Below are 21,411 nucleotides of genomic sequence, written 5' to 3'. Positions count from 1 at the left end.
TTAACGATCGCCACGCGGGAACGCGTCGCGAATAATGTCTATGGGGCGGTACATCCACCGGCGATGCACATGACGGGGTATAGCTGATCCCTGCACGTTGGCACCTCCCAATTCATGCAGTGCCTCCCACTCGCGACGCGCGACCATCGCCAGTACATCGTCCTCGCCGCTCTCATCTGCGGCGTAGGTCGCATCGTCGGCAGGAATAACGCCATTGCGGAACATGTCTATCAGGCGACCCGCGTCGGCACCCTCTCGATACTCGTACCTAGTCGCGGTGACGCTACGCACGTACTCCACATACTGCGGCACGCGATAGGCCATGGTATATGCGAAACGTAAAGTCTGGCGCGCGATGCGCACGCTAGTCAGGGTGTCCGAGGCTGGGGTCAACGTCAAGCCTTGCAATGCATCGGGCGACATGGCGTCGCTTTGAAAGCCTGCCTGCTGATAAATTGACGGACCCATCGCGATGACCTGCTTGCCCAAGATCCCGCCCTCCAGGGCGGCAGATCCCCCCGCGACTACGAGCGCGTCGCACCTCTCAATTAAACCCAGAGTGCTTGCCGTATCGGTACTTGCGATGCAGTGCACCCCACGGCGAGCCGCCCAGTCCGTGTAATAGCGCTCCGCCTTACTACCATCGGCAGTTCCAATGCGCTCACCCCAATTGGGATGACAGCGCAATACCAGTTCAGACGGCTTCAGATTAAAGCGGTCAATCAGAGCATCATAGGCCGCTGTCTGCTCCGGCCACACAGAAGCCCAATCGGGGTGACCCCAGATCTCATTGCGGCTGCCGGGTACCAGCAAGACACGCCGGGCAGAATCCGCCTGCGGCCATTCCACGGTCCGGGCAGAGACGTTGTAAGCGCGCCATTCCTTGTCGTTGCGGCGTAAGAACCGCGCAGCAACATGGCGTGTAGCGCGTAGCGCTTGGTCGCGCGTAAGTGGACGCATGCGCCATTGCGTCATCATCCTATCCACGCCATTCAATCCAAGGCAATTCTCATTCGGCAACAACTGCACGCCATCGCCAAACCACGTGCGTTCCAGGCTGACAAAAGGGATTCCGGCACTACGCGCCGCTTCCATGACACCGCGGGTCGCGTCCATGCGTCCATTAAAGAGGCACACGGCTTCCAGGCGTTCCCGTTCAATCCAGCGCAACGCAGCAGAGTAGGCCTTCTGCGTACCAGCCGCCAAACTGCGCACGATCGCGTGGAACGCCGGACTTTGGAAATCGGAGTCCGATTCGAAGCGCCCTAACGTGCTCGCACTGGACAGGCACCCTTCGTAGGCTCCCTCCGAAACCGGCACTGTATCGTCTGCGAGAGAGCCGATCGAACAGCAGTCGCGAGCCGAAAAGGAACGGATATTGCCCGCGCGGCAACGCAGGCAGTGCACCCAGCCGCTACGCTCTGGATGGAGCGCCTTCGGGTAGCAGCCGCTCAAATCGCCATCGCAAGCTAGAAACGACACAGAGTGACCCGCATCGCGTGTGATACCGGCCAAATAGTAAAGATGCTCTACGTGCGGACGCCAACTGTAGATGCTCGCATAACCAATACGCATAAGTCCGAGGCTCAATCAGTCCTGCGGTGCCACATCGACCAAACTCCAATTCACCGGAGTTCCGAACTGCACGTCTCGCGTGACTCGCCTCCCGATCACGGCCTCTGTGTGCTTGGGCGCTAATCCAAAGCCCGGCCGTACGCTGCGGATCGCCGCCGCCGAAATAACATCACCGGCCTTCAGATTCTGCACAAAATATAGCGAACGGCGAAACTTGGCGTTGCCCTGCTCACTGGATTTGCGCCCATATTCGACTCGGCCAATGGCCTCCCATGCCGTTCGCGCACCGTGGCAGAGCTGCGTCATTTCCACCGGTTCGAGCGAGAAACTGTCGTCAGGCCCGCCTGCGCTGCGGTCCAGCGTGAAATGCTTCTCAATAATGGCTGCGCCCAGCGCCACGCTTGCGATGGCAGTGGTGTTGTCCAGTGTGTGATCGGACAGGCCCGTCACCAGCCCGAACCGTTGCATCATGTCCGGAATGGTATGCAAATTATAGTCGGCGGCCGGTGCGGGATAGCCACTGACACAGTGAAGGATCGCCAACTCCTCGCAGCCGCCCGCACGCGCCGCATCAATGGCCTCCTGGATCTCCTGCGCGTCGGCCAGCCCGGTTGAAATGATCATGGGCTTTTTTGTACTGGCCACATACTTGATCAGCGGCAGGTCGATTGCCTCGAACGATGCGATTTTATATGCAGGCGCATCCAGGTCTTCCAGCAAATCGACGGCGGTACTGTCGAACGGCGAACTGAAAATGCTGATGCCTAGTTTGCGCGCATGGGCGAACAGGGGCGCATGCCATTCCCACGGCATGTGCGCTTCTTCATACAGGTCGTATAGCCTGCGGCCGTCCCATAGACCGCCGTGAATCAGAAAATCATCGGTGTCACAGTCCAGCGTAATGGTGTCTGGCCGGTATGTCTGCAGCTTCACCGCGTCCGCGCCGGCCTTGTGCGCTTCCTCGACGATACGTAGTGCTATGTCGAGCTGCCCGTTGTGGTTGGCGGAAAGCTCGGCGATCACATACGGAGGTGCATCGGCGGCGATGCGCCGTCCGGCAATGTGCAGGCTCGGTGTACTAGACATAGCATTTACTCTGAAAACTTCACAACAATTCACGCTGGCCTTGATCTGATCAAGCCCGGCATGCGCGTTAGCGGAGGAACCCGGCGCTAGATCAGTTCAGTCGTTTGAACCCGCCATGGCAAACCGGACCATTTAGTAATCCCATCACATCTCGGCCGTCCTCGCATTCCTTCACAAGCGCGAAAACCGGATCAAGCGCTGCGAAATACCCTTCGACGATCTCCGGGGTATGCTCTGTGCAGGTATACACGCTGTTGCCCGCGAGATAGCCCTTTGCAAGCATTTCCTGAGTCACCAGCGTCTTGTAGGCCAGCGCATTGGGACTCTGAAATGTATAGCCCGTCAGGGCCGGCAGACCCCATTGGTCGATCTTCAAGCGATGCTTGTCGGCCAGTTTCTGCCAACTCTCGCGGATACCCAGGCCGATTTTGGTTAACGTCTCCCAAGACTTGGTCCGCTCCATCACTTCAAGCGTCTTGAGCGCTGCGGCGGGGCCGATACGCTCCGTCCAGAACGTGCTGCTGATAAAGGTGGACTGAGCAGCCTCCATGATCTCGCGGCGGCCGATTGTCGCGGTAATCGCGTAGCCGTTGCCCAGCGTCTTGCCGAATATAGCCATGTCGGGCTCAACCCCATACATCTTGTGCAATCCGCCAAACGTTTGCCGGAAGCCCGAGGTACATTCGTCGAAAATCAGCACAATACCGCGATCAGTGGCCAGCTTGCGAACCTTCTGAAGGAAGTTGTCCTCCGGGCCCTTATTACGCACGACTTCCATCTTGATGACACCGATATCGTGGGCGCTTACCAATGCTTCAAGCTCGGCGTAGTTATTGTAGGTGAAAGGGAATACTGTTCCGCGCAGGTTCTGCGGTACACCATTTGGTTCCAAGCCTGGCAGCAAATGGCCCGCAAGATTCTCATTTTCGCCCAGGTTCGCCGACAGGTACCAATCGTGCCAGCCGTGGTAGCCGCAAACCGCAACCTTGTCGCGGCCGGACGCCGCACGTGCGATGCGAATGGCGATCGCGTTGGCTTCACCACCCGACCGGGCAAATCGCGCCATGTCGGCCCAAGGATGCATTTCGATCAGCTTCTCGGCCAGGTAAACTTCTTCGGGGCAATTCAGGGTCGTCATGTTTCCAAGCTCAACCACTTGGCGCACCACCATGTCGACTTCGTGATTACCATAGCCCAGACTGTTTGTGCCCACGCCCATTAACGACATGTCAACGTACTCGTTACCGTCCAGATCCCACACCCGGCAGCCCTTCGCCTTGCTGAAATACGCCGGCCACTGATCTGGCAGCATCATTTCTGCCCGTTTGGACAAGAGCATGTTCCCTCCCGGGATGATCTGCTTGGCGCGCTTCCAAAGTTTTTGACCGGTGCCCATATTGGCTCCCTCGTTTCGGATAAGTTGTTTGTTGGCAGAAAACAATTGCGGCCGAGTGCGCTGTAAATCCAGCACTTGCTGCCACGTAAAATGAATCTCTGGCGCGAAATGCGCGAACACTTGGGAAATCACGTCAAAGTCGGCGGGTTCGTCTACCGTCCAACGCAATCCCGAAAGATTTTCTTCGCCCTGAGCACTAGCCTGACTAAAGCGATTTGATACTCGCAAATAAGGAGTGACATGCTCGCGGTCAAATGGCTCCGATGCGTCCTTAGCTGCCCGCTCCAGCACGGCAAAGCTGAAAACTTCGATATCTAGACCATCCGGATAGGTCGGAGGATTCACATTCGAGAAGTAATCTACTCCTGCTGCCTTGTACTCCCGGATCATCTGATCGACTAAAGCAGGATCCATCAACGGGCAATCACCCGTGATCCGAACCACAGTCGTGGCCAAACTTGCCCGTGCGGTCTGATAGTAGCGATCCAATACATCCTCTTCGCTTCCCTGATGGCATTGGTACCCCAAAGCTCGAACATGGCTAACCAACGGGTCGTTCTGTCTAGTGTTCGAGGTTGCAACGACAATTTCATCGATCTCCTGTGAGTGCGACAAGCGTGCCAGCAGCAACTCGATCATCGGCGTGCCGCCAATGAGTTTCATGACTTTGTTGGGCAGGCGCGTAGAGCCCATGCGCGCCTGCACAATCGCTACGATCTTCATAGTGAAGTCCACCGAGCGGGGTTGAGCAAATCGGTATCTACGGGCGTCGGCCAGGATGGTAGATCCCGTAATGGCGTATGTGAAACATCCAGAATGCCGCGCAGCTGCTCCACGCTGTCCACACCGACCACAACCTTATCTACTGCCGATGCAGCCAAGGCAAAGCGCAAGCAAGCGTCCATAGGCAGCAGGCCCTCGGCACGCAGCCAGCGCTCCCATTCCTGCCATACGCCACCCCAGCGGTCGAATTTTGCGGGCCGGCACTCACGCGGTATCAGGAGCAGACCTTGCAGAAAAACAGACCGTACGTGCAACTCAATACCAGCAGTCTTCAGGCGATCCGCCCAGCCCGTCTCGAGCATGCGTTGATCCAGCAAGTTAAATGGCGCTTGCACCATGTCTATATCCAGGGCCTGCAACAAGGTCGCAAGCTCTTGCGGCGCATAGATCGAAACGCCAATTTTCTCCACGACGCCATCTTGCTTCAGTCTGCGAAGCGCATACGCCAGCGCAGGGCCGTGGGGACCTAGCAACTGCTCGGGCCTATGCAACAGGAGTCCATACAACGCGCCGACGCGCAAACGCTGCAATGAACCGTCGACCTGGTTGCGCACCCACTCGCCGCAATCCCCGCAATTGTCGGGAACCGCGGGCAGCTTGCTGATAATTCGCCAGCCTGCCACCCCCGCCTCCCCCAGCGCCAACTCGCTGTCGCCATAGGCGACAGCCGTGTCCAACGTATCGACCCCCGCCGACCTGGCCTCCGCCAGAATGCGCTCGACTGCTTCCGGCGCGACACGTCCGGTCTGATTAGCAATGCCGTAGGCCAAGCCGAACTGCGCAGTTCCCAATGCTAAACGCTGATTCATCGCAGATCCCCCGCTCAGTTGCCCAGCGCCTCACGCAACACGTCAACAACGCGGTCTTGCTCGGACTCCTGCAAAGTCGCGTACATCGGCAAACTAATCGCTTCCGTGTAATAGCGCTCGGCTTCGGGAAAATCGCCTGCCTGAAAGCCCATGGAGGCATAGTACGGCTGTAGATGCACAGGGATGTAATGCAGATTGACGCCAATGCCTTTCTCACGCATCTCGTCAAAGACTTGCCGATGCGTACGGCGGATCTTGTCCAACTGCACACGGACAACATAGAGATGCAGGCCGGAGTATGTATCCGGGTGCTGCCATGGCACGGTCACGGCGCAATTCGCAAGCAAAGCGTCATATCGGCGCGCAAGCACATGGCGCCGAGAAACAAATTCGTCCAGACGATCCATCTGGCTTACACCCAATGCAGCCTGCAATTCCGTCATGCGGTAGTTGTAGCCCAGCATGATTTGCTGGTAATACCAGCCGCCATCCGGCTCGTGCGTCATTTTCGCGGGATCCCGCGTAATGCCATGGCTGCGCAAAAGCGCCATGCGCTCGGCCAACCCGTCGTTATTGGTCATCGCAATGCCCCCCTCAGCTGTCGTGATGATCTTGACAGGATGGAAGCTGAACACCGTGATATCGCTGTACTCGCATGCCCCGATCGGCCGGTCCCGGTAACGTCCGCCCACTCCATGGGACGCGTCTTCGATAATCCTGAAGCCGTAGCGCTGGCCCAACGCGTGGATCACTCGCATATCACAGGCCTGCCCCGTTAGGTGCACCGGCACCACGACCTTCGGCAATTTCCCTTCCCGTTCGGCCTGCTCAAGCTTGCGTTCCAGCGCAACTGGACACAGATTGTACGTCCGCGAATCAACATCCACGAAATCAACCTGGGCGCCGCAATACAGGCCGCAATTGGCTGATGCCACAAACGTGACCGTGGAGGTCCAAAGCCAATCACCTGGCCCCAAATCTAGTGCCAGACATGCGATATGCAGCGCCGATGTCGCACTATTGACGGCCAGCGCGTGTGCGGTACCACAATAGTCCGCCAGAAGCCTTTCGAACTTCGGCACTGCAGGACCTTGCGTCAGGTAATCCGATTGCAGAACCTGCACGACGGCGTCGATATCCGCCTGATTGATATGTTGGCGGCCATACGGGATGGATTGCATCAGATGACTCCGATCTTTTCACGATTCTTGTCGATCCAGTCCTGCAGATCTTCGTCCCGCATCCACTCGCTATTATTGTCGCTGGCATAAACGAAACCCTCAACCACCTTCTTCCCAGTCTTGATGCGCTTCTGACAAGTTGCCCATTCGTTGATCGTTGGCAATATCTTGAAATGCTCAGGATACTCGTACGTGTAGTGTGCGTCCTCGGCGCTAATCATCTGCTCGTGCAACTTCTCGCCAGGTCGGATTCCGATAACCTCCTGCTTCGCGTTAGGGGCAACGACCCGCGCCAGGTCCGAGACCTTCATGGACGGAATCTTTTTGACGTAGATCTCGCCGCCTTCCATGTCTTCGAAGGCATGCCAGACAAGTTCCACTCCCTCTTCCAGCGAGATCATGAAACGTGTCATCCGCGGGTCGGTGATCGGCAGCACGCCCTTGTCCTTGATGGACATAAAGAACGGAATGACGGAACCACGCGACCCCATAACATTGCCGTAGCGAACGACAGCAAATCGTGTGTTGTGTCCGCCTGAGTACGAGTTGCCCGCAACGAACAATTTATCCGATGCAAGTTTGGTCGCGCCGTACAGATTTATAGGGCTACTCGCCTTGTCGGTGGAAAGGGCCACAACCCGTTTGATACCCTTATCGATACATGCATCAATCAAGTTCATGGCCCCAATGACATTGGTCTTCACGCACTCGAACGGGTTGTATTCAGCAGTCGGAACAATCTTGGTCGCTGCAGCGTGTACAACGTAGTCCACACCGTCCAGCGCGCGGTAAAGCCGATCCTTGTCACGCACGTCACCAATGAAGAAGCGGATGCGATCATCCTTCTGATACTTCTTCGCCATATCCCACTGCTTCATCTCGTCCCGCGAGAAGACAATGATCTTCTTCGGGTTGTACTTAGCCAGGGTCATCGGAACGAAGGTATTGCCGAATGACCCCGTGCCGCCCGTAACTAGTATGGTTTTATTTTCAAACATTTTATTAAACCCCGTTGATTTCAATCATTTCCAAATAGGTCGCGGGTATATACCTTCGACTCAACGTCGACCAACTTGGGACTCATCCTATTGGCGACAATTACGTCCGAACGTCGCTTGAATTCATCCAAATCTCGTATCACGCTAGAATGGAAAAACTCATTCTCGATCAAAGCGGGCTCATACACGATAATTTCCACGCCCTTGGCCTTGATGCGTTTCATAATTCCCTGAACACTAGACGCACGAAAATTATCCGAACCACTTTTCATGATCAGGCGATAGATACCCACGATTCGCGGCTTGCGCGCCAAGATGCTATTAGCGATGTAATCCTTGCGTGTCGTGTTGGACTCGACAATCGCATGGATCAAATTCTGTGGAACATCACGGTAGTTAGCAAGCAGCTGCTTGGTGTCCTTGGGCAAGCAGTAGCCGCCGTAGCCAAAAGACGGATTGTTATAGTGATTGCCGATGCGCGGATCCTGGCCCACCCCTTCGATGATCTGGCGTGAATCCAAACCATGTGTAGCTGCGTAGGTGTCGAGCTCGTTGAAGTACGCTACCCTCATCGCCAGAAACGTATTCGAGAACAGTTTTACGGCTTCCGCTTCCGTCGAATTGGTGTAGAGGATAGGGATGTCTTTTTTCAACGCCCCTTCTTTGAGTAAATTTGCAAATATCTCGGCGCGTGCCGATTGCTCACCGACAATAATTCGCGACGGATAGAGATTGTCGTATAAGGCCTTGCCTTCCCGCAAAAACTCTGGCGAAAAGAACAAGTTACGGCAACCCAGTGCGCTGCGCGTTTTCTCAGTGTACCCGACAGGAACAGTGGACTTTATAACAATGACCGCCTCCGGATTCAGCGTCATGACATCTTTGATGACCGCTTCAACGCTTCGAGTATCAAAGTGATTCGACTCTGGATCATAGTCAGTCGGCGTCGCCACAATTACAAAGTCCGCGCCCAGATAGGCGTCCGCCTTATCCAAGGTCGCCCGTAGATTAAGGCTTTTGGTCTTCAGGTAGTGTTCGAGTTCGGCGTCCACAATTGGAGATTCCTGCCGGTTCAGCATATCCACTTTCGAAGCCACCACGTCGAGGGCCACGACTTCATGGTGTTGGGCCAGCAGTACTGCATTGGACAGGCCAACATACCCGCTGCCCGCGATGGCAATTTTCATTCATTGGCTCCATTCATTTTTGACACTTCTTTCTTCAGAGCCTCGATCTCTATACGGATAGCCTCGTACTCTTGCATCTTTTTCTTGAGGAAGCGTGTAGTAAGCGCAGCCTTTTCAGAAATACCGGCAGGCGTCAGCAGATATACATAGCCGAACTTATTTTTACTATGGCTGAAATTCTGCATCTTCACCAAACCCTTTTCCATCAAGGCCTTGATGCAATAATTGACACCACCCAAGCTGATTCCGAGCTGTTTCGCAAGCTCGCGTTGGGTAATGTCCGGATTCTCTTCCAAACACTTCATCACTCTAAAATTCGTGTCTTCCTGAGATTTGAGCCGGTGATCGATCATATACAAGCTAGAAGCGGAGTGAAAAGGAGGGGACCGACTCGTTTGCCGTTGCTCTTCCCAAATACAGAAAAGGCATTCGTTCAAATCATGAACAAACTGAACGTGCCTATCTAGAATAAACTAAAGACACCCCCTCATATGAGTAACCACTTGTCGCGCAACGTTCGCAAATCTTGTGCGAGGCCAATCTTGAAGAAGACGGGCCAGCAAGCGCGCAAGAGTATGCTCCCCAATTCGAGCATTACACAACACTCCAATTGTAACATTCGCAAGACATCCTTCGGAGGTGAAGGGAACAAACTTGATCGTAAAAATTCCATTGCGCGCACAGTGCCGAGCTAATAAACCCTCGTCCCTAAGACCCCGCACAACAAAAGTTTGGGGATTTCTGTACACAGTTTTGCACTTGACGCCCCCCCCCCCAGAGCGTCTGGCACTGCATTTCGCGAGCGTTAAAGCAGGCTTGAGCCACTCAGCGTGCCCCCCCGGCAAGCCGAACTGCCTGAACCCCAGCACGTCCCTGATTCACCACCTGACATTCAGGCATTTTCAACCCGGTCACGATCTGCACCTTCTCCTCCACCGCCGTATACGCGTTGTAGCGATAGTCGTACCCCCCTCCGGCACGCTTCAGGATCCGAGTGTCCATGTCGGTGAAGCCCTCCTCGCCGCTGTCTTTAGGAACACCGAAGTCGCGTTTGTAGCGCCCCTTGGGCTTGCCGTTCTTATTGCACGGTTTGCGCTCATCATCCCTGCTGCGCCCGCGTGCTGCATCGGCCTCTTGCTGAGGTTTCTCCTGCCGTAGCTTGTCGAGACGGTCTTCCCGGCGCTTGATCTCCCCGGGCAAGGCTACCCTCGGGGCCGCTCTTCTCCAGATCTTCGGCCGCCTTGGCACTGCAGCTTGGCGGCCAGCTTACGCGAGCTGATGGTGCCCGTCGCATGGCCGTAGATCCGCACCTTTGCCATCATGACCAGGTGAAGGGGCTGGTTGCGTGGCCCGCCCGTGACGTATCGCGCGTGGAATGCGCCCATCAGATCCAAGCTCACGACGCTATCGCTGGTGAAGTACGCCAGGTACCTTTCAGACAGCCAGTCTTGCAGGGCGTCTGGCAGCAGTCGTTGTTGCGGCGCGTAAGGCCGGCAATTTTTGGGCACGCCTGTAATTTGCCAGGTCTTTACGCTCTCGACATCCTTCTGTCGCACAGACTCTTAGCCGTTGGCGCTGCTGGCGCCCTCCCGCAAGCCCTGGTGCTTGGTCCTAAACCGCCACCGCGAAAGAACGGTAAAATCCGGTTCACCTGGGGCACCTATTCCAATGGTCAATACAATGAATCCGAAATTGAAAGCACTGCTTGACGCCTATCCAGTGCCCCATGACATTGCTACCGAATGTGAAAACCTGAAGCTTTCCCAGCAACGGGCACTTGCCAATTTTTTACAGTATGAGGTACATGGGGGTGACGGCTTCGCCCTGCGCAATAGGTTCGAAATGGACTTCTATCAGTTCAACCATTCGTTAAATGCTCTTGCCGCAAAAATATTGGCACTACGGCATCCTGTCCCCGACCAAGCTCCCTCTTCGGCTATTTTTGGAACGCTTGGCAAACTTGATGACCAAATCACGTTGCTACGCAACCACGGCTATCTTGTCTCCGATCATAGCCTTCCAGCTCAAACGCAGGGGGCGATCAGAGACGAGATCGCTAAGTTTTCGTTCTATGAGAAGAAGCCGGGCTCGGCCTTGCGGAGTGGTGAAGAACTGTATCGTCTCGGCTCAATGGGAGAGGAGACAGAAAGTGGCACGTTTTGGCTGAAAGATTTGAATGAAGCGACGCACAACCCGCTACTTTCTAGCCTCGCATTTGATCCCTATATATTGTCGATGGTGACCAACTATTTTGGTTGTACGCCGGTGCATGTGCAAACAAACATCTGGCTATCTTTCGCTGGCAAAGGCGATAAAAGCCAATTATCAGCAAGTGCCCAACTGTACCACCAAGATAAAGAGTTTACCAAGTTCCTCAAGGTGTTCATCTACCTAACTGATGTTCGTGAGAGCAACGGTCCGCATTGCTATGTGGATGGTAGCCATATTGACGAGTTGTTTACTCGCGGAGTGCCCTTTTCAACGCGGCTGACTGATGAAAACGTGCTTGAATATTTTGATGCCCACCGTCTGAAGACGGTTACCGGGCCCGCCGGCACGATTATTTTTGGCGACACAAGTGCCGTCCATAAAGGATTGCCGGTCAAGAGCGGCTATCGCTGCATGTTGCAATTCGAGTATGCCGCATCTCTATATATGTCGCCTATTGAGCCGTTCGAAGACCTTTCGCCGGCGCAATACGAGGCAATAGCCCAACTGGGAGCGCCAGCGCGTCTACTGCAGAACTACGACAGTCTCGCGCGCAATCGTTATAAGGCGACTTTCGATCAAGCCAAGCCTGCCACGTTGTTGGACCGAATTCGGTCGCGTATTGTGCAACAAGTCATTTTGCCTTGGCGGTTGCGTCAACTGACTCGCGTTTAAGTCTATTAGATCGAGCCAAGAGGTTGGGATTCAGTCACCAACAGAACATCGACCTTGCTTGGCCTGAACCCAGCCGTGACAACTTCGACCTTGTTCGCGGTGAAGAAGATGGCGCGCCGTTAAGCGGGGCACCTGCAATACGACCACAAATAGCACGAGTGCGCCTACCACCCCAAAAAAGGCCTCTAAGGTCGTCTCTGCATCCCTACCCGCTCGGCAAATTGAACCATATCCACCTGCGTGCGCAAAAATTGAGAAAATGCATCTATACCAAAATCAGTTAAGTGCTGGTTGTCCCAATATATAGGCATCTGGTAAGAATTATCTTTCCAAAGCGCACATTCCTGACCTTTGCAGTAAAACGGACTCGTGTCTGCGAATGCGACTCCATGACGATCTGCCATCAGCCTCGCCTGATCAGCGATCGCAACATAGTCCCAGCCCACCATGCTTGGATCGAGCTTGCCCACCGACCGAGGCACCGGCGACCCTTTGGGAAGCGACCTGAGAAAACTGCCCACCGGCTGCGCAAACACGGCAGATACTCCCAGCAGAATGACGTTGGGACTCACTTTCCGCGCCATATCCAGGCCTGCTTCGACCTCGGCCCAATCGGACGGCCGATACCTGAATGCCAGAATCACACCATCAATCTGAACCACGCTTCGAACCCGCCCTAGCAGATCGGCAGAGCCAGTAAAGCACCCGACAGCATCGCCCTCACGATGCCAGTCACTGGGCGGACAGCCGGACTGGTGCAACATCAGGAAATTCTGGCCAGGGTAGGCACGCCGCAATGTCCACAAAGTGTCACGCCCGATACTATCGCCCAATACCAGCACATTGTGAGATTTGGCGTGCCCGACAAGGCAATCATAGAGACGGGAGGCTGTATTGCCCTCGTCATAGCTGCAGGTGTAGTCAGCAAACGTCTTCGCGTCATAGGGGCCCGAATTTCCGTTATAGTTCAGATTCAAGTTCTTCTGGTAGTAATCGCCCGATGCTTGAATAGTAGCGATCGCGTCCGCACGCCTCACGTCATACATAGCGCTGAGGGCTCTATCGACTGCAACCACCCTTAACGGTTTGAAGAACTCGCCGTTCGCAACCGTCGTTAGGACGGCCATCGTGGCAATTGCCGCCGCCGCAGCAGCATACACGGTCCGACGCATAGGAAAGAGAACCTTCCGCCGAACGGGTGCTTCAACCAGAAAGTACGATGTTGTGGCAAGCAAAAAGGTGGCTCCAAGCGCGCCCCCCATTACTTTCGATCCTGCGGCGGGATTCATCACCTTTACAAATACCATAATCGGCCAATGCCAGAGATACAGTGCATAGGAAATCAATCCGACGCCAACGAGAATCCTTGATTTCAGAAGCGGAGATATGACACGCCCTTGACCTGAAGCCGCAATGATCAGCGCCGCCCCGACCGTAGGTAGAACAGCAGAAACGCCAGGGAATGGCGTGGTTGGCGTATAGACCAAAACCGCGGTCAGGACCATACCGCTCCCGGCGAACTCCAGGACATCAGCAACCGCGCGGCGAGGAGCCGGTAACTTGGCCAATGCCACGGATGCACCCAGTAGCAATTCCCAAAATCGGCCGAATGAATTGTAGAATGCAGCGTCCCTCTGATTTGCGTTGACCAGTGCCTCGGAAAAACCCAAAGAAATCAGCAGTAACACCAGGCACCCGGATAATAGCCATTGCTTTTTCAAATGGTTGGCCATTACCAGAAAAAACGGAAATATCAGGTAAAACTGTTCCTCGATAGACAAAGACCACATATGAAGCAGCGGGGTTAATTCTCCAGGGCCGTCAAAGTAGCCTACGCTTGAAAGGAAGTACCAGTTGGAAGCTAGGCCTAAAGATGCCAACAGGCTCTCGGTCAAATTGGCGAACTGCTTGTCGCTGAGGAGAATGAAACCCGCCGCGCCTGTCAGTAGAAGTACAGGCAGCAAGGGCGGCAGCAAGCGCCGAATTCTGCGCTCATAGAATGCCCTGAATGAGAACGTCCCTCCTAACATTTCCTCAGAAATGAGGGACACGATCAAATAGCCTGACAAGACGAAAAAAATATCAACGCCGACAAATCCGCCAGGAAAAGCACTGAATCCCGCATGAAAAAACAACACGGTCAGTACGGCGATGGCGCGTAAGCCATCAAGTTCACGTCTATAGGCAAACATCGTTATTGTGTAGTGGTTCTCTCAGGGCAGCGATTCTACATCGGCCTGCCCGAGAAATATTCATGCCAGGCGTGTCCACCGAGCCCAGGGGAACGCCGAACGCCTTGACGCAAGCGGCGCGCTAAGAGTGTGCGCGGCAGGAGTTTTTGGATTTCTACACACGCAGTTTTGCACTTGATGACGACCCAGAGCGTCGGCGCCGTATTTCGCGAGCGTTGAAGCGACTTTGAACTGGCACGCTCAGCGTGCCGCAAGCAGCAAGCCTAGCCCCGACTCGCTGCTTCGACCCTCTCTGGCCTGCAAGATTGCTCTCCGCGGCCAGCTTGCGCAAGCTGAAGGCACCTGGGCGTAGCCATAGATCCGCACCTTGGCCATCCTGGGTGAGAGGGCTGGTTGCGCGGCCCGCCCTTGGCTTGTCGCGCATGGCGCTCAGGTCCAGGCTGTCGACGCTGTCACTGATGAAGTGCGCTGAGAGCCCTTCGGACAGCCAGTCTTACGAGGTGTCTGGCAGTAGTTGTTGTTATTGCGGCTCGTAAAGCAGGCAATTTTCGGGCATGCCTGTAATTTGCCAAGCCTTTGTGTTCTCGACCTTTTTCGGCCGGGCAGACTCCTAGGTTCCAGCGAAACCTCACAAAGCAACAGTCAGATACAGCTGCATTCCCTGCCCACGTCTACAATGCCCCATCCGTGCCGTTAAACGAAGATATGAACAATTCTCACAGCGTCCAGACACCCATAGGCAACGAATTCAGTCTTAGTGACATCATTACGTTTTTCAGAAACAACATAATCGTCATTTTTAGCTGTGGCGCTATTGGCTTGTTAGTGGGAGCCGTGCATATCTGGACTACTCCCAGGCAATACGAAACAGTCGGGCTAATAAAAAATGCGCTGACGACGTCATCGACAAATGCACGCAAGGACTCCTCGACACCCCAAGCCGCCGTTGAAGATACGTCTTTAACAATCGCCAGATTGCAGATACCGACAACATACCCTGAAGCAGTCATAAAGCAGTGTGAGGCTGAAAACGAAGGCGCCTTGAATCGCGAAGCGATGTTGAATATCGTCAGACCCACAGTCAACCGCCTGACTGCGGGAGCCATTGATTTGCGCGTTCGGCGTCAAGACCCGACCGTGGCCCAGCGCTGCGCGGAGGCCGTCTTCGAAATGGTGCGCCAACAGCAGACAGCCCTGAACGCCCCGGTTATCAAATCTCTTGAAGAACAGCGAGCCAACACGGTGGCCCGGATGGACAGCAACCAAGACATGATCAAAAAGATGGACTCTGCGCAGGAAAAGTCTGTCGTCTATTTGATTGCACGTGACGACATCTACGCACAGCGGGATCGGCTGAACTCGATCGAGAACGATATTGCCTTTATCAATCGTAATCCAACCACTTTGCTCGCGCCCTGGTATACATCGAATACACCCGTATTGCCGAAAGTTCGCATCACGCTGCTCGCCGGGCTGTTGGCTGGCCTGCTTGTCGGAGTGCTATACGCGTTGATTCGACAGATCGTTCGCGCAGGACGGCCCTAGGTATGATTCCTCGCTTGCCCGAATGGCGGGCACTTCCCTGCGTCGATCAATTTCGAGTCTTGATAAAGACGCTGTAATCAAGCTTGAACTGTGCATCGCGGAAAACGTTGAGCGATGCGTTATTTCCAGCGCGGACCTCTGCCACGACATGCGAGATTTCGGCGCTCCACTCAAACAGCCAATGGGTCGCCTCCCGAATGACCGCCCCGCCTAGGCCCTTTCCATGATTGCCCGGCGTAAGGTAAATGGAGATCATCGCCCGAGCGCCAGCCAAGTCAAATCGCACCACGGCGACCGGTTCCCCAACAATTTCGGCAATCAGCAGCACGCGGTCTTCATGGCGCAACGTAGCGTCGAACCATGACTGATGCGTGCTTAGGTCGATGGGCGCAGACGCATGGGAATGTTCGCGAGTTTCAGGTGCATTGCGCCATGCATAAATCCGCAAGCAATCATCCGGTCCTGCACGCCTCAAGGCAATGGAGGCAGGAAGCAATTGACGGATGAGTCGCTGGACCCCTCTACCATCTACCAGAGCGGCCGCTCGCCGGCTCAAGCCTCGCAGCAATGCCGGCTGGTGCAGGGCATACTTCACCAGGTTCACGCAGTCCGCGACCTGATCGGGCGACTCTGGCGACACCCCAAGCACCAGCCCATCCTGTTCCAGCTCACACAGCACAGGCACCTGATTTTCCGCCACCGCCACAGCGATTGCCGGCGCCCCCAAACAAAATCGCTCCCAATTGCTTGTGCCGCTCGCGCCAACCACAAGATCTGCCTTGGCGATCAGTTCCGCCATACGGGCAGACTGAATGTGCAGACGCACGTCCGGCCGAGATGCGCACAACGATTGCAGGCGGGCACGTTGCGGGTTACCTCCCCCGATAACCACATCGATGGAACATTCATCTGTGCGCGGCTCGAAGGCTTCCAAGAAGCGCCCGGTATAGTCGGCCTGATCCATGCCACCGAACGCTACCAAGATCTTGCTCACTTTTCCGTCGCGAACACGATTGCGGCGCCTCAGATCGTGAAACTCTGGCCTCAAAAGCGCGTAGCCTGGACCCAGTAATTGAATACAATGCGCCGGCACCCGCCCCTGATATCGATTCGGGTCACGAAAATAGTTCTGATCCAGCAACACGTCGCAATCATGATCGCGGTCGGCCAGATCATCAATAGCCATGAGGCCGCCAACCCAACGACGCAATGGCGTCTCCCATTCGGCGTCAAGTGCGTAATGATCGACAATGAGCCAGTCTGGACGGACCTGACTAAGCACCTGCGCGGAGGCATCCCGATCTTGCGCTTGCGTGACGCCGAGCCATTTGCCATAACCGCCCAGCTCCTCGCCAACCTCGTTCCCCACGTCGACAAGCCAATGCAGGATATACCCCTTGGCCTCGATCAGGTCTCCAAGATGGGATGGATGCCGTCGTACAAGAAAATGGACTTGTCCGCCCCGCTGAGCAATGCCGTCCGCCAGCGCAAGGCAGCGCATCATATGCCCCGCTCCAATCTGGGTCGAAGCATCGGCTCTAATGGCGATAACGGGAAACGGCCGGGGCATAGAAACCTATCGAGAGAATCACAGGAAAGACTACGGCTATTGTAGATGAGTTCGAATCTGCGCTGGGATGCCAATAAGAGTAGTGAGGCACTCAAGTGCTATAGCATGTACGAATTGTCTCCTTTCTACAACCGGCTCCGTACAGTGGGAAAGCCAGGAGATCGGGCTATGTTTTCCCCAACCTTTTTCCGCGTTTCCAACCTATGCAATATCAATCTATTCAGGCGCTTCGGGCCATTTCAGCATTAACTGTCGTAGTCTTCCATTCGCATTGGGCGTCATCATGGGCCTCCGATCGGCTATTTCGCATCCCCCTGGTTTCTGATTTCGGGTACATAGGAGTAGATCTATTCTTCTGCATATCCGGTTTCATCATTTGTCACGTCGTGTCGTCTACTCAGCATTTCAACGCCAGCCGGTTCCTGCTAAAACGCGTCTGGCGAATTGCACCGTTATATTGGACAATCCTGACAGTAATCCTGCTTTGGACGCTGATAACGCATCGCTACGCGACAGAAATCGGCACCTTGGGCGCTATCGGGATAGTCCAGAGCTTCCTGATATTCCCTATGGAGCCCTATCCACTGCTTTCACCTGGCTGGTCCCTAGAACATGAAGTGCTGTTTTACCTGCTCGCGGCGCTGATCGTGCCTTTTTTCGGCACGATGGGATTATTGGTGGCCTTGTCTTGTTTATGGGCGGCCGGCCTTTGGTGGACGAATTGGGATTATCATCTGTTTTCGTACGCACAAATCTATTTCGCAGCAGGTATCGCCGCGTACCGGTTGCGCAATGTACTTCCAGCCGCATCGGGGCTTGTTTGCCTATGTGTCCTGACAATTGCGCTGCTCCTAATCTACAACGTCATCGGACTGCCCGGCTGGCTGCGACACCCCCTTTTCGCCATCGGCTTCGGCTCGCTAATATCTTTTCTGGTCGCGGCGGAAAAAGCTGGCATGAAGTTTCCTTCGCCGTTGCTCAAGGTGGGGGATGCGTCCTATTCACTTTACCTCGTGCATGCGCCCGTATTTGTGGAACTATCCGTGATTGGTCATCGTTTGGGCATGCCCGTCGAAATTTGGCGTTGGTTTTCGATTGCTGTCAGCATCTGCGTAGCATGGCTGGCATACCGCTGCGTCGAATTGCCCGCTCAGGCCCTGGGCAGACGATTGCCAGGATTAGGCCGCGATAAGCCGGTATCGGCCTGATATAACTTGCACGGCTTGGTGAGTTATGGAGTTTCTTAAAAATTGGGTTCATAATAAAAACAAGCAGCACCAGCAAGGAGACAGCCATGCGCATTGCCGATGCCCAGTGGATTCCTTCTACCCAGCACCAGACTTGGGACGCGTTGACAGATCCGGCCGTGCTGCAGCGATGCATCCCCGGCTGCGTGGAGGTGGTCAGGCTCAGCCCGACCGAGTACGCCGTCAAGCTCCGCGCCAAGGTCGCCGGAATCGACACCGACTACGACGGCGAGATCCTGATGTCCGATGTGGACCCTCACAACAGTTGTACGCTTGCCTTCGAAGGCAAGGGGCGCGCCGCCTGCCTGGCCATCGGGACCGCGCAGATCAACCTCAGCACGAAGGACGAGGGCACGCGGGTGGCCTACACCGTCGCCTGCATGGCCGGCGGCAAGCTGGCCGAATGCGGCGAAAGCCTGCTGCTGAAGGCGGGCGACAAGATCATCCAGAAGTTCTTCGCCGCCTTCATCGACCACATGTCGGGCCAGCCCCGGCTCGCGCCGCCCCCGCCGCCGCCCGAACCCGAGGCGCGCGGGCTGTCGAATTCGCGCTGGTCCTGGATTATGGTGATCCTGGTCATCGCGGTTTTCTGGGGCTACCACACGTTCTACAAGTGAAAACCCTGACTCGCCGGTGATATCCTCTGCGGCATGACGACGCCGCCCGACTCACCGCCTTCCCCTACGCCCCCAGCCCATTCGCGACGCGACCTCCTGATGGGGATGGCGGGGGTTTCCGCCACCGTCGTCCTGGCGGCCCTGGATTCCACCATCATCAGCACCACCCTGCCGCGGGTGGCCGAGGCGCTCGACGGCATGGCGCTGTATGCCTGGGTGGGAACGGGCTACCTGCTCGCCACCGCGGCGTCCATCCTGGTCTTCGGACGGCTGGGCGACATGTTCGGCCGCAAGCCCCTGATGCTGCTGTCGGTGCTTATCATCGCGCTGGGCTCCATCGCCTGCGGCCTGTCCCAGACCATGACCCAACTGATCGTGTTCCGCTCGCTGCAGGGCATCGGCGGCGGCATGATGATCGCGACGGCGTTCGCCGCGCCCGCCGACCTGTTCCCCGACGCGAAGCAGCGGGTGCGCTGGATGGCGCTGGTGTCGGCCGCCTTCGCCATGGCCAGCGGCATCGGCCCGGTCCTGGGCGGCGCCGCCACGCAGGCGCTGGGCTGGCGCGCGGCCTTCTTCATCGCGCCGGTCGCCGCCGCGGGCGCCTTTTTTCTGCTGGCGCGCTATTTCCCCCGCATCCGGCCCGTGCACGACGGCAGCCGCAAGATCGACTGGCTGGGGGCGATCCTGCTCGTCGTCGCCGTGGGCGCGCCGCTGGCCGCGCTGGAGCTGGCCTTTGCCGGCGGCGACCACGCGCACCCCCTGCTGGGCGCGCTGCTGGCCGCGATGGGGGTGGCGGCCATCGCCGTCCTGATTCCCATCGAGCGCCGCGTGCGCTCCCCCATTTTTCCGCTGCGCGTGCTGTCCGCCAAGGAATCGCGCCTGCTGAATATGGCGGCGATGATGGTGGGCGCGGTCATGTTCGTGCAGATTTTCTACAGCCCCCTGCTGCTGCAACAGGTACTGAACTACACGCCCAGCGAAGCCGGGCTGCTGCTGACGCCGCTGGTCGCCGCGATCTCGGTCGGCAGCATCATCAACGGCCGGCTGTTCCCCAAGCAGTCCGAGCCGCAGCGCCTGATGGTGTTCGGCGGCGGCCTGCTGGCCGCCGGATCGCTGATGGTGCTGCTGATCTCTCCGGGCACCTCCGCCTGGTGGATCCTGGCGGCGTTCTTCGTCAACGGCTGCGCGCTGGGCTTTCTTTTGCCCAATCTGACCCTTTTTATGCAGATGCTGAGCGAGCGGCGCGACGTGGGCGTGGCGTCCGCGCTGGTCCAGACCACGCGCGCCATCGGCAGCGCGCTGGGCACGGCGGTGGTCGGCATCGTTATTTCGCACAGCACGGTACTAAACGGAGTGCGTGCCGGATTGGTCCTGTGTATCGTCCTGTCGCTGACCTGTGCCCTGCTGGCGCACAGGGTCAAGATGAAAAACCTGGCCACGAGCCGGAAATAAGGCAAGCCCGGGACCGAACATGCGTGGACGCAATCTGCTGGACCTGCTGCTCCTGGCCGCCGTCTGGGGCGGCTCCTTCCTCTTCATGCGCGTGGCCGTCGCCGAATTCGGCCCCGTGGCGCTGATTGAACTGCGCGTGGGCCTGGCCGCGCTGTTCCTGCTGCCCGCCGCGTTGTGGCGCGGCAAGCTGCCGCTGATCGCGAAGCACTGGAAGGCTTTGTTGATGGTGGGCATGCTGAACGCGGCCGTGCCGTTCCTGCTGTACGCCTACGCCGCCCAATCCCTGGGCGCGGGGTTCCTGTCGGTCGCCAATGCCGTGACCCCGGTGTGGGGCGCCGTCATCGGCTGGCTGTGGCTCGGGGACAGGCTGGCCTGGGCGCGCTCGCTCGGCCTGATGATCGGCGTGGTGGGCATCGTCGTGCTCGTCTGGGACAAGCTGAATTTCAACGCCGGCGGCACGGGGCCCGCGGTGCTCGCCGCGGTCTCGGCGCCGGTGTTCTACGGCATCGCCGCCAATTGGACCAAGCGCTTCCTGACCGGCGTGGACGCCCTGGCCAATGCAACCGGCAGCATGGTGGGCGCGTCGCTCGCGCTGCTGCCGCTGGCGATCTGGTTCTGGCCCGAATCCCCCGCCTCCCTGCAAGCCTGGATAGCCACGATCCTGCTTGCCGTGGTGTGCACCGGCGCGGCCTACATCATCTTCTTCCGCCTGATCGCCAACGTCGGCCCCACCGGCGCCGTCAGCGTGACGTTCCTGGTGCCGATTTTCGGCGTGGTGTGGGGCGCGTGGTTCCTTGGCGAAAGCATCACGCCGTCGATCGCGGCGGGCGCCGCGATCATCCTGGCCGGCACGGCGCTGGCGCTCGGCCTGCTGAAGCGGCGCGCCTGAA

The 21,411-nt window shown here is 56.8% G+C and carries 17 protein-coding genes; 6 read left to right on the top strand and 11 right to left on the bottom strand.

Going from position 1 to position 21,411, the window contains the following annotated elements; translation table 11 throughout:
- From AVE30378_RS18590 to AVE30378_RS18550, 9 genes are all read right to left on the bottom strand, one after another.
- On the bottom strand, nucleotides 1-1,575 hold the full coding sequence (locus AVE30378_RS18590; RefSeq protein ID WP_129242328.1) for a hypothetical protein: 1,575 nt from the start codon (nucleotides 1,573-1,575) through the stop codon (nucleotides 1-3).
- A gap of 15 nt (nucleotides 1,576-1,590) precedes the next feature.
- Nucleotides 1,591-2,661 carry a pseudaminic acid synthase gene (pseI, locus tag AVE30378_RS18585; RefSeq protein WP_129242327.1) on the bottom strand — a complete coding sequence of 357 codons (1,071 nt, stop codon included), beginning with the start codon at nucleotides 2,659-2,661 and terminating at the stop codon, nucleotides 1,591-1,593.
- A gap of 91 nt (nucleotides 2,662-2,752) precedes the next feature.
- Nucleotides 2,753-4,780 (bottom strand): aminotransferase class III-fold pyridoxal phosphate-dependent enzyme, encoded by a 2,028-nt coding sequence (locus AVE30378_RS18580; RefSeq protein ID WP_129242326.1) that lies wholly within the window; start codon nucleotides 4,778-4,780, stop codon nucleotides 2,753-2,755.
- Complete coding sequence (locus AVE30378_RS18575) at nucleotides 4,777-5,649, bottom strand: aldo/keto reductase (RefSeq protein WP_129242325.1); 873 nt, start codon at nucleotides 5,647-5,649, stop codon at nucleotides 4,777-4,779. Before AVE30378_RS18575 ends, AVE30378_RS18580 begins: the two co-directional genes overlap by 4 nt.
- 14 nt (nucleotides 5,650-5,663) lie before the next feature.
- On the bottom strand, nucleotides 5,664-6,830 hold the full coding sequence (gene pseC / locus AVE30378_RS18570; RefSeq protein ID WP_129242324.1) for a UDP-4-amino-4,6-dideoxy-N-acetyl-beta-L-altrosamine transaminase: 1,167 nt from the start codon (nucleotides 6,828-6,830) through the stop codon (nucleotides 5,664-5,666).
- Nucleotides 6,830-7,828, bottom strand: coding sequence for a UDP-N-acetylglucosamine 4,6-dehydratase (inverting) (gene pseB / locus AVE30378_RS18565; protein WP_129242323.1), 999 nt, complete (start codon nucleotides 7,826-7,828; stop codon nucleotides 6,830-6,832). The genes pseC and pseB overlap by 1 nt, the downstream gene beginning before the upstream one ends.
- Nucleotides 7,829-7,848: 20 nt before the next feature.
- Nucleotides 7,849-9,015, bottom strand: a complete 1,167-nt coding sequence (locus AVE30378_RS18560; RefSeq protein ID WP_129242322.1) for a nucleotide sugar dehydrogenase — start codon at nucleotides 9,013-9,015, stop codon at nucleotides 7,849-7,851.
- Complete coding sequence (locus AVE30378_RS18555; RefSeq protein WP_129242321.1) at nucleotides 9,012-9,368, bottom strand: MarR family EPS-associated transcriptional regulator; 357 nt, start codon at nucleotides 9,366-9,368, stop codon at nucleotides 9,012-9,014. The genes AVE30378_RS18560 and AVE30378_RS18555 overlap by 4 nt, the downstream gene beginning before the upstream one ends.
- Before the next feature lie 472 nt (nucleotides 9,369-9,840).
- Complete coding sequence (locus tag AVE30378_RS18550) at nucleotides 9,841-10,215, bottom strand: hypothetical protein (RefSeq protein WP_129242320.1); 375 nt, start codon at nucleotides 10,213-10,215, stop codon at nucleotides 9,841-9,843.
- Between the two features lie 480 nt (nucleotides 10,216-10,695).
- Between AVE30378_RS18550 and AVE30378_RS18545 the strand changes: the two genes are divergently transcribed.
- A complete protein-coding gene (locus AVE30378_RS18545) occupies nucleotides 10,696-11,898 on the top strand; it encodes a phytanoyl-CoA dioxygenase family protein (protein WP_165360230.1) in 1,203 nt (400 codons plus the stop codon).
- A 185-nt stretch (nucleotides 11,899-12,083) separates the two neighbouring features.
- Here AVE30378_RS18545 and AVE30378_RS18540 read toward each other — a convergent pair whose 3' ends face one another.
- Nucleotides 12,084-14,090 carry an acyltransferase family protein gene (locus AVE30378_RS18540; protein ID WP_129242318.1) on the bottom strand — a complete coding sequence of 669 codons (2,007 nt, stop codon included), beginning with the start codon at nucleotides 14,088-14,090 and terminating at the stop codon, nucleotides 12,084-12,086.
- 705 nt (nucleotides 14,091-14,795) lie between these two features.
- On the opposite strand from AVE30378_RS18540, the gene AVE30378_RS18530 reads away from it, so the two are divergent.
- The gene (locus AVE30378_RS18530) at nucleotides 14,796-15,635 is read left to right on the top strand and encodes a hypothetical protein (RefSeq protein WP_129242316.1); all 840 of its coding nucleotides are present in this window, start codon (nucleotides 14,796-14,798) and stop codon (nucleotides 15,633-15,635) included.
- 46 nt (nucleotides 15,636-15,681) lie between these two features.
- Here the strand turns inward: AVE30378_RS18530 and pseG are convergent, their stop codons facing one another.
- Complete coding sequence (gene pseG / locus AVE30378_RS18525) at nucleotides 15,682-17,205, bottom strand: UDP-2,4-diacetamido-2,4,6-trideoxy-beta-L-altropyranose hydrolase (protein WP_129242315.1); 1,524 nt, start codon at nucleotides 17,203-17,205, stop codon at nucleotides 15,682-15,684.
- A gap of 203 nt (nucleotides 17,206-17,408) precedes the next feature.
- Here pseG and AVE30378_RS18520 point away from each other — a divergent pair, with 203 nt between their 5' ends.
- The 4 genes from AVE30378_RS18520 to AVE30378_RS18505 all read left to right on the top strand — a co-directional run bounded on the left by AVE30378_RS18520 (nucleotide 17,409) and on the right by AVE30378_RS18505 (nucleotide 21,410).
- Nucleotides 17,409-18,413 (top strand): acyltransferase family protein, encoded by a 1,005-nt coding sequence (locus AVE30378_RS18520; protein WP_129242314.1) that lies wholly within the window; start codon nucleotides 17,409-17,411, stop codon nucleotides 18,411-18,413.
- An 86-nt stretch (nucleotides 18,414-18,499) separates the two neighbouring features.
- Entirely contained in the window at nucleotides 18,500-19,069 is a 570-nt protein-coding gene (locus AVE30378_RS18515; protein ID WP_129242313.1) for an SRPBCC family protein, read from the top strand.
- A 99-nt stretch (nucleotides 19,070-19,168) separates the two neighbouring features.
- The gene (locus tag AVE30378_RS18510; RefSeq protein ID WP_165360229.1) at nucleotides 19,169-20,521 is read left to right on the top strand and encodes an MFS transporter; all 1,353 of its coding nucleotides are present in this window, start codon (nucleotides 19,169-19,171) and stop codon (nucleotides 20,519-20,521) included.
- A 19-nt stretch (nucleotides 20,522-20,540) separates the two neighbouring features.
- Nucleotides 20,541-21,410, top strand: coding sequence for a DMT family transporter (locus tag AVE30378_RS18505; RefSeq protein ID WP_129242311.1), 870 nt, complete (start codon nucleotides 20,541-20,543; stop codon nucleotides 21,408-21,410).
- Nucleotide 21,411: the final 1 nt, after the last annotated feature.

It is taken from the genome of Achromobacter veterisilvae (genome assembly GCF_900496975.1).
Taxonomy (GTDB): Bacteria; Pseudomonadota; Gammaproteobacteria; order Burkholderiales; family Burkholderiaceae_B; genus Achromobacter; species Achromobacter veterisilvae.
Note: the sequence above shows the minus strand (reverse complement) of the source record. Positions and strands in the feature narration are given on the sequence as shown.